This window comes from Aeromonas sp. s1(2024) (assembly GCF_040908005.1).
Taxonomy (GTDB): Bacteria; Pseudomonadota; Gammaproteobacteria; order Enterobacterales; family Aeromonadaceae; genus Aeromonas; species Aeromonas caviae.
The window spans coordinates 1-9,384 of the sequence record NZ_JBFOCW010000046.1 but is presented as its reverse complement, the minus strand read 5'-3'; the positions used below and the strand labels follow the sequence as shown (position 1 = coordinate 9,384).

11 protein-coding genes are annotated in these 9,384 nt (G+C 59.4%); all 11 read left to right on the top strand.

The annotated features are described in order from the left end of the window. Window positions 1–609 (top strand): phage baseplate assembly protein V (locus tag AB5Y70_RS11025; protein ID WP_368176001.1); only part of this gene is annotated, 609 nt, incomplete at its 5' end. Further along, window positions 606–977 (top strand): GPW/gp25 family protein, encoded by a 372-nt coding sequence (locus tag AB5Y70_RS11020; RefSeq protein WP_270821271.1) that lies wholly within the window; start codon window positions 606–608, stop codon window positions 975–977. The genes AB5Y70_RS11025 and AB5Y70_RS11020, both read left to right, overlap by 4 nt. Then, the gene (locus AB5Y70_RS11015) at window positions 974–1,873 is read left to right on the top strand and encodes a baseplate J/gp47 family protein (protein ID WP_368175967.1); all 900 of its coding nucleotides are present in this window, start codon (window positions 974–976) and stop codon (window positions 1,871–1,873) included. Before AB5Y70_RS11020 ends, AB5Y70_RS11015 begins: the two co-directional genes overlap by 4 nt. Continuing rightward, the gene (locus AB5Y70_RS11010) at window positions 1,870–2,487 is read left to right on the top strand and encodes a phage tail protein I (protein WP_368175968.1); all 618 of its coding nucleotides are present in this window, start codon (window positions 1,870–1,872) and stop codon (window positions 2,485–2,487) included. Before AB5Y70_RS11015 ends, AB5Y70_RS11010 begins: the two co-directional genes overlap by 4 nt. A 2-nt stretch (window positions 2,488–2,489) precedes the next feature. Further along, the gene (locus AB5Y70_RS11005) at window positions 2,490–4,406 is read left to right on the top strand and encodes a phage tail protein (RefSeq protein ID WP_368175969.1); all 1,917 of its coding nucleotides are present in this window, start codon (window positions 2,490–2,492) and stop codon (window positions 4,404–4,406) included. Between the two features lie 206 nt (window positions 4,407–4,612). Continuing rightward, complete coding sequence (locus tag AB5Y70_RS11000) at window positions 4,613–5,785, top strand: phage tail sheath protein (protein ID WP_368175971.1); 1,173 nt, start codon at window positions 4,613–4,615, stop codon at window positions 5,783–5,785. A gap of 9 nt (window positions 5,786–5,794) precedes the next feature. Next, window positions 5,795–6,313 (top strand): phage major tail tube protein, encoded by a 519-nt coding sequence (locus AB5Y70_RS10995; protein ID WP_104452361.1) that lies wholly within the window; start codon window positions 5,795–5,797, stop codon window positions 6,311–6,313. An 80-nt stretch (window positions 6,314–6,393) separates the two neighbouring features. After that, a complete protein-coding gene (locus tag AB5Y70_RS10990) occupies window positions 6,394–6,678 on the top strand; it encodes a phage tail assembly protein (protein WP_104452360.1) in 285 nt (94 codons plus the stop codon). An 8-nt stretch (window positions 6,679–6,686) separates the two neighbouring features. Then, window positions 6,687–6,818 (top strand): GpE family phage tail protein, encoded by a 132-nt coding sequence (locus AB5Y70_RS10985; protein WP_039214150.1) that lies wholly within the window; start codon window positions 6,687–6,689, stop codon window positions 6,816–6,818. Next, entirely contained in the window at window positions 6,815–9,220 is a 2,406-nt protein-coding gene (locus tag AB5Y70_RS10980) for a phage tail tape measure protein (RefSeq protein ID WP_368176000.1), read from the top strand. Before AB5Y70_RS10985 ends, AB5Y70_RS10980 begins: the two co-directional genes overlap by 4 nt. Window positions 9,221–9,232: 12 nt before the next feature. Then, window positions 9,233–9,384: phage tail protein (locus tag AB5Y70_RS10975; RefSeq protein WP_368176002.1), on the top strand; the 152-nt coding region annotated here is incomplete at its 3' end.

Sequence of the window (9,384 nt, the reverse complement as noted above, 5' to 3'; positions counted from 1 at the left end):
CTCGCCTTACTCGCCATTGCCCAAAACAATGGCCCCATGCAACCGACCCCGACTGAACTCCAACGCCTGATCGACAACCTGATCCGCATCGGCACCGTCACCGCCGTGCGATCAGGGGAATGTCGCGTCAAGACAGGCGACCTCATCACCAACTGGCGGCCCTACGCAACTGCGCGGGCCGGGAGGAATCGCACCCGCCATCGCCTCTCCATTGGCGAACAGGTGCTGATGCTCTCGGTCAGCGGCGATTTGCGCAATGCCTACATCGTCGGCCCCATCAATTGCGCTGCCTTCCCAGAACCCTTGGCAGGCGATGACAACCCGGATCTCGACCGCACCGAATACAGCGATGGCGCCGTCATCGAGTACAACCCGGCCACCGGGGCGCTCAATGCTAGCGGCATCAAGCGCGCCACCCTCTCGGCCTCGGTGACCGTCAAGCTGATCACCCCCATGGTGGAATGCACCCAGGCGCTCAAGGTCGGTTCAACCATCGAGGCGGGCGGCAAGATCACCGCCCCCAGCGCCACCATCGGCGGCATCGAGGTGACCACCCACAAGCACGGAAATGTCAGCACCGGCAGCGGCACCTCCGGGGGCCCGCAATGAACTGGCTCGGCATGAATGCAGCCTCTGGCCGCGCCATCAGCGCCACCGACCACATCATCCAGTCGGTGCGCGACATCCTCATCACCCCGGTGGGATCCCGCGTCATGCGCCGCGATTACGGCAGCGAGCTGTTTTACCTCATCGACCAGCCACAGCATCAGGCCACCCGCCTGCGCCTGATGGCCGCCACCGTGCAGGCCCTCATCAACTGGGAACCCCGCATCACCATCACCCGGGTCGATGTGCTGGGCGGCGGCATGGATGGCGCCCTTACCGTCGAGCTCACCTGGCAGCGCAAGGACGGCGGCGCGCCGGGTACCGGAACAGAGAGCGCCACTATTGCCATTCCCACAGGAGCCGCCAATTGAGCACCATCACCCTCTCTCAACTGCCGCAGCCCGATGTGATCGAGGTGCTCGATTTCGAGACCATCCTCGCCGAGCGCAAGGCCTATTTTGTCAGCCTCTATCCGGCAGACCAACAGGCAGCCATCGCCGCCACCCTGGCGCTCGAATCCGAGCCCATCACCAAGCTGCTGCAAGAAAATGCCTATCGTGAGCTGATCCTGCGCCAACGCATCAACGATGCCGCCGTCGCCAACATGTTGGCCTGGGCCAAGGGTAGCGACCTCGACAACCTGGTGGCTAACTGGAAGGTGCAGCGGCTCATCATCCAGCCGGGTGATGACACCGCCACCCCGCCGGTGCCAGAAATCAAGGAAGATGACGAGGCGCTGATCCTGCGCGCCCTGATGGCGTGGGATGGCTTGAGCGTGGCGGGCCCCACCGGGGCCTATGAGTATTTCGCCCTCTCGGCGGATGGCAAGGTCGCCGATGCCAAAGGATCGAGCCCGACCCCAGCCGAGGCGCTGGTCACCATCCTCAGCACCGAGGGGGACGGCACCGCCGATGCGGCGCTGATTGCCAAGGTAGACGCTGCCCTGAGCCACGAAGACAAGCGGCCGGTGGCCGACCGGCTCACCGTGCAGGCAGCCGGCATCCTCCCCTACACCATCACCGCCCAGTTGCACATCAGCAGCCAGGGGGCCGAGGCAGATGTGATCCTGCAGGCAGCCCGTGACCAGCTCGCAGCCTTTATCAACCCGCGCCGCCGCATCGGGGTCGAGGTGCCACGCTCTGCCATTGATGCCGCCCTCCATGTGCAGGGCGTGCGCAAGGTCGATTTGATCGGCTGGGCAGACATCGCCCCCAGTCCTACCCAGGCCGCCTATTGCACCGGCTTCACCGTGGAGCGAGCGCCATGAGTGCCATCCTGCCGCCCAGTACCACCCGCACCGAGCGCAGCCTGGCAACGGCGGGTGCCAATGCCCAGGCCTTGCCGATCCCGTTCCGCTCACTCTGGTCACCCTGGACCTGCCCCACCCACCTGCTGCCCTATCTGGCCGCCAGCTGGAGCGTCGACCGTTGGGATGACAAATGGCCTGAGGCCACCAAGCGCCAGGTCATCGCCAATAGCTACTTCGTCCACAGCCGCAAGGGCACCGTGGGTGCAATCAGGCGAGTCATTGAGCCAATGGGGTTTCTGGTTGACGTGGTGGAATGGTGGCAAACGGAACATGACAACCCCCCTGGCACATTCAGTATCGATCTGAGGCTAAACGGCTCTGGTATCTCGGAAGAACTACACGAAGAAATAGAGAACCTGATCTACAACGCCAAGCCAATGACCCGGCATATCACGGGCATCAACATGAGTATGCAGTCAAATGGAGGGTCATCGATCGGGGCGGAAGTCATGGCAGGCGACAAAATATCAATCCATCCAGAGCTAAAAACCGTTGCGACCAGCGGCGGTGCAAATTATGGCTGCGCAACGGTCATCAATGAGTCTCTGCGCATTTTACCGACACAGGAGTAACCATGCAGATTTACAAAACCATATTGACTCAGACAGGCATCAACAAGCTGGCCATGGCTGCGGGCGCCACTCCTCTGCGCATTACTCACATGGCGGTGGGTGATGGGAACGGTGCTGAAACCACACCGAACGAGGAACAGACCACCCTCGTCAATGAAGTCTACCGGACAGATATCAATTCATGGGAAGTCGATCCCAACAACCCGAATCAACGCATCGCCGAGATGTTCTTGTCCGAAACAGTAGGGGGGTGGTGGGTCTATGAATTGGGATTGTTCGATGCAGATGGCGACCTGATCGCGGTCGCCAATACTCCCGCAAGCTACAAGTCAGTGATGGCACAGGGTTCAGGCAGAACAATGACACTGGAAATGGTCATTGCCATCGGTAACTCGGCAAGTGTGGAAGTAATAGTCGACCCGTCACAGGCAATGGTGTCACGGGCATACCTGAGCCAAACCATTGATAAAGAGAAAGAAAAAACGGCTCTCAGAAACTTCAAAGATTTGCACTCTTGCCTGCAACTGATCAAGGCGTCCTACGGCTCTGTGAACGTACTGGGTGACAGCATCACAGAGGGCGTTGGCGCATCCAGTTTTCCCCAGTCCTGGTACTCGATGTTTTACCAAATGATCATGGACATGGAGCAGGGACAGGATGCCGAGATCATCTCCAATTTTGAGATTTCCGGCAAATATGGCGTCGAGATAAGTGGCCCTGCATCCATCACCGATGCCGGGCCAATAGGCAAAGCACTCTTGATGGAAAACCTGTCATCTCTGTATTTCTACGGCGACTTCGAGTTTGTCGAGGTCTACTTCAACCGCACCCCTTCGGCAGGCAAGCTCCAGTTCATGAAGGATGGCGTGGTTTATAAAACCATCGACTGTGCAGGGGAGAACATAGTGGATGCCCTGACATTCCCATCACTCTATGCCAGTCGAGGTTACGGCCGCCATACTATCAAGGCCGTTGATGGTGATGTGACGCTGACAGGCCTAATCAGGTTGAACCATGCAGATGAGCGGATCCACATCAACAGAATGGCCTTCTCGGGCGCATCAAGTACGGATTTCAATACACCGGAACGGCTGGCATCAATCAAAAGACAGGGGGCATTTTTCGAATCAAAAAAGAACCTGTTCATCATTGCTCTGGGCACCAACGATATCTACAACAGTGGTAAAGCCACCACGCCAGACCAGCTGAAAGCCAACATCAAAAATATCGCGGTCACCCTCAATCATGGCGACAATGTCGTCGCCATCATGATCCCACCGATCGCAGATGAACATATCTGGCCAGCCGCAAAAGCCCGCCACATTCAATACGCTGCATCCATTAGGCTGCTTGCCGCAGAGCTGGGGGTGATGGTGATCGATTGCTCATCGCTCGACCTGCTTGAAAACAATATGTATATCGATGGGGTACACCCCAATGATGCCGGTCATCAGGCCATCTTCGAACATGTCGTCAGGCAACTAAATGGACTGCTGGGAGTCTCTGAAGCAGCACTGGAACCGGGGGTTCATGGCACATGGCTACCATCAATTGCTGGGTACAGCCACTCAGGCCAGAATGAATATGAATATCGCCATGGCCACTATGTGAAGATGGGACGGTTGGTTATTGCTCAGGTAGCCATGGGAGTAAAAAATATAGACCCTGCGATGGATGGGTACATAGGCGTAAACCTGCCCTTCCCGACATCATCCAGCATCATGGAACAATCAGGGGCGATAGGCATGATTGTTGGTGTCAACCTCCCTGATACATCCCGCCAATTTGTGATCGACTGCATTAAAGGTGAACCATTCGCCATCATTCGAGGTGTGGCGCCAGGACAACCTTATGCCGATGTCGTGAGCGTGTCGGACAATGCCAGGCTGGCATTTACCATCAGCTACTTCACCGACTGATTCACCGCCAACCACCCCGCCTGTGCGGGGTGTTTCGTGACTGCCGTCATCCGTCACCTTGTCACCGCTTCGCCAGTGTGTACGGCCCTCACACACTGGCCGCCGCTCGCCAGACATCCCCTGCCCCTGCATCCTGACCCTGCTCGCATCACAGGCATTACCTACGCACAGAATGCTCCGTCCGGACAACAGGAGAACCTATGGCACTGGACCAATTTCACCACGGCGTGCGCGTCGTGGAAGTCAACGAGGGCACGCGCACCATCCGCACCGTCGCCACGGCGGTGATCGGCATCATCTGCACCGGCAGCGATGCGGATGCCGCTTACTTCCCCCTCAACAAACCCGTGCTGATTGCCAACCTGCCGGCGGCCATCGCCAAGGCGGGCAGCACCGGCAACCTCAAACGCTCGCTGCAAACCATCTATGACACCGTCAACACCATCGTCATCGCCGTGCGTGTGGCCGATGGTGCCGACGCCGCCGAGCTCACCAGCAACATCATCGGCACCATACTGCCGGATGGCAGCTATACCGGCCTCAAGGCGCTGGAGCGGGCCGCCCCGGTCACGGGCGTCAAGCCGCGCATCCTCTGCGTGCCGGACAACTGCACCCTATCCATCGCCACTGCCCTGGCGGGTGCGGCCAAAAAGCTGCGCGCCTTCGCCTATGTGCCAACCATTGCCGACACCGTCGAGGCGGCGCTCGCCTACCGCGAGAACTTCTCCAGCCGCGAACTGATGCCGATCCACGGCGACTGGACCGCCTGGGACACCGCCGCCAATGCCAGCATCAAGCTCGATGCCTGCCTCAAGGCGGCCGCCATGCGGGCATTCATCGACAAGGAGATCGGCTGGCACAAGACCCTGTCGAACGTCGGCGTGACCGGGGTCGATGGCATGACCAAGGCCCTGTTCTGGGATCTGCAAGACCCCGACACCGAGGTCGGCCTGCTCAACGCGAGCGAAGTCACCGCCCTGATCCGGGCGGACGGCTTCCGCTACTGGGGCAACCGCACCTGTTCCGATGACCCGCTGTTCGCCTTCGAGAACTACACCCGCACCGCCCAGATCCTGGCCGACACCATGGCCGAGGCACACATGTGGGCCAACGACAAACCGCTCACCCCCACCCTGGTGAAGGACATCGTCGAGGGCATCAAGGCCAAAGGCCGCGAACTGGTGGCAGGCGGTTACCTGCTCGGTTTTGACTGCTGGTACAACGAGGAGCTCAACGACAAAGACACCCTCAAGGCCGGCAAGCTGCGCATCGATTACAACTACACCCCGGTGCCGCCGCTCGAAGACCTCGGCTTCATCCAGCGCATCACCGACACCTACCTCATCGACTTCGGCGCCCGCGTCGCGGCCGCCGCATAAGGAGCCACCATGGCACTGCCACGCAAACTCAAACGCCTGAACGTCTTCCTCAATGGCGATAACTGGGTCGGTGAAGCGGAAGATTTCACCCCGGCCAAGCTGTCCCGCAAGTTTGAAGCCTATCGCGGCGGCGGTATGGGGGGTGCTGTCAACATCGACATGGGGCTGGATGACAGCGCCCTCGATGTCTCATTCACCTTCGGCGGCTACGGCGAACCCCTGCTGAATTGCATGGGTGAGCCCAAAGCCGACGGCACCAGCCTGCGCTTTGCCGGATCAGTCCAGCGTGATGACACCGGCGAAGTGGTCGCCGTCGAGATCGTCTGTCGTGGCCGCTTCAAAGAGCTCGACCGCGGCACCCTCAAGGCAGGCGACAACACCCAGGCCAAGGTCAGCATGGTCAACACCTACTACAAAGAGACCATCAACGGCCGGGTGATGCACGAGATTGACCTGATCAACATGGTCGAGATTGGCCCCGACGGCGTCGACCGCATGGCCGAACACCGCAAAGCCATCGGCCTCTAACCCACCCAACAACCCAACGGGCGGCCCTTATCCCAACAGAAAGTGCCGCCCTCACCACATCCACAACAGGAACAAGCACCATGGAACAGAAAGAAATCACCCTCGACACCCCGATCCAGCGCGGCGAGAACACCCTCAACAGCCTGATCATCCGCAGCCCCAAGAAGGCGGGCCACCTGCGCGGGCTCAACACGATGGACATCGTCCAGATGAACGTGGATACCCTCATCAAACTGCTGCCCCGCATCACCGACCTGACCGAAAAGGAAGTCAACGACATGGACCCGGCTGACCTGCTCAAAGCCGGGGTAGTGGTGGTCGGTTTTTTGATGGGCTCGCAGCAGGAGGCCTACCTCACTGCATAGATGACCTGATGGCAGAGATCGCCATCATCGCCCACTGGCCGCCGTCCGAGATGGCGGCCATGGAGATCAGCGAGCTGATGGGCTGGCACCAACGCCTCGTTGAGATTCACAACCGCATCAACGGGGCAGACGAACAATGAACCCTCTCAAACTGCAAATCCTGCTCGGGGCGGTCGACAAACTGACCGCCCCCCTCAAAGCAGTCAGCGGCCAGAGCCGCATCACCGCCAAAGACCTCGCCGACACCAAAGCCAAAGTCCGCGATCTGGAAAAACAGAGTGCAAAGATTGATGGCTTCAAGCAGCTGGGCGCCCAGCTGGGCGTCACCAATGCCAACCTGCAAACAGCAAAAGACCGCTTCGAGCAGGTAAAGCAAACAATCGCAGCCACCGCCAATCCGACCAGAATGATGGTCAATGAGTACAACAAGGCAGAGAAAGCGGTGAAGGAACTAACAGCCAAGCAGGCTGAAATGAACTCCAAATATGAGGGAATGAAACTCTCGCTCCAGACGGCAACAATGGGGACAAAAGACCTCACCAAGACACAGGAACGCCTGAAAAACGCAACTGCCGCCGCCAATGAGAAACTGAAACAGCAAAGAGCTGATTTGGACAGGATTGCCGAACAGCAAAAACGCATGAATCAGGTCAAAGCCAACTACCGCCAAACCCAGGAGCTGCGCGGCCAGATAGCAGGCCACGGCGCCACGGCACTGGCGACCGGCACTGCCATGGGCTTGACCACCCTCAAGCCGGTGATCGAGTTCGCCAGAGCTGAAACATCGGTCGTAGACCTCAAGGTCTCCATGATGGGCAAGGGCGGCCAGGTGCGGCAGGAGTTCCAAGCCATCAGCGATCTGGCCACCAAGCTCGGCAACAAACTGCCGGGCACCACGGCGGACTTCCAGAACATGATGAGCACGCTGATCCAGCAGGGGATGAGCGCAAAATCCATCCTGGGTGGCCTGGGGGAGGCGACTGCCTACCTCGGTGTGCAGCTGAAAATGCCGTTCGACCAAGCTGCGCTGTTTGCGGCCAAACTGCAGGATGCCACCGGCACCGCAGAGCAAGACATGATGGGGCTGATGGATACCATACAGCGCTCGTTCTACCTTGGCGTTGACAGCGGCAACATGCTGGGCGCCTTCACCAAACTCACCCCGGCCCTGGGCATATTGCGCAAGTCAGGGCTTGAGGCCGCCAAGGTACTGGCCCCGTTGGTCATCATGGCCGATCAGGCTGGCATGGCGGGCGAGTCATCAGGGAACGCCTACCGCAAAGTTTTACAGATGAGCATGAACACCGGCAAGATTGCCAAGGCTACGAAAGGCACCGGGTTGAAGCTGAATTTCACCGACGGCAAGGGTGAATTCGCAGGGATGGAGAACATGTTTGCCCAGCTAGCCAAGCTAAAGGGGGTGAACACCGAGCGCCGCCTGCAAGTCCTTAAGGGCATCTACGGCGACGATGCTGAAACCCTGCAGGTGCTGGAGCTGATCATCAGCAAAGGGATGGATGGCTATCGCGCAACCCAGAAGAAGATGGCCGACCAAGCCGCCCTGCAAGAGCGGGTCAATGCCCAGCTCGGCACCCTGGGCAGCCTGTGGGATGCCGCCACCGGCACCTTCACCAACGCCATGGTCAACTTCGGTGAAGCTATCGCCCCTGAAATCAAGGCCATCACGGAATGGATCGCCGAACTGTCCGAGCGCCTCGGTAACTGGGCGAAGAAAAACCCGGAACTCTCCAACACCCTGATGAAGGTCGGCGGCATCCTCTCCGCAGTGACCATCGCCTTCGGCGGTCTGTCGCTGGCAGTGGCCGCCGTCTTGGGGCCCATGGCCATCATGAAATTGACCTTCGGGATTCTGGGTATCAAAGGCTCCTTCCTCGGCAAGGTGATCACTATGCTGATAGGTCCACTCAAGTGGCTCACTGCGAGCATCTTCCGACTGGGTATTGCCATGATGACCACCCCGATCGGCTGGATTATCGGGCTGCTGGCAGCCCTCGCCTATGCGGTTTACTACGTCTACAAAAACTGGGATGAGCTGGGGCCGAAATTTAAAGCCGTCTGGGAAACCTGCAAGACTGCCACCATGGAATTCTGGGACTATATCGGCACATTACCAGCCAAGGCTCTGGAGATGGGGAAGGCGCTAATCAGTTCACTGGTTGATGGCATCAGCGCCAAGTGGGAAAGCCTGAAAGCCAAGATAAAAGGCATCACAGACCTGCTGCCAGACTGGATGAAAGGGGGTGGCTCGGTCACGGCCAACGTCAACCCGTCAGGCTACCTCACCGGAAACTACAACACTGCCGCCATGGCCGGGGGATCCGGCTACGGTCCGCGCATCGTGACGCCGCCGCGCCCAGTCGCCAGAGGCAGCACCACCACCAAGATCAACGCCCCTATCCACATCGTCCAGCAACCGGGGCAATCCGGCGCGGATGTGGCGCAAGAGGTGCGCCGTGAACTGGACCGACGCGAACGGCAGGCCGCTGCCAATGGCCGCGCCTCCCTGACCGACCGCAATTAAGGAGCACCCGCCATGATGATGACCCTGGGCTGGTTCGTGTTTATGCGCTCGACCCTCGCCCCCCTCTCTCAACAAGACGAACGGGCATGGCGCCATCCGGGCAATAACCGGATCGGTGCTCGCCCTGCCTATCAGTTCCTCGGCCCAGATGATGAAACCACCAC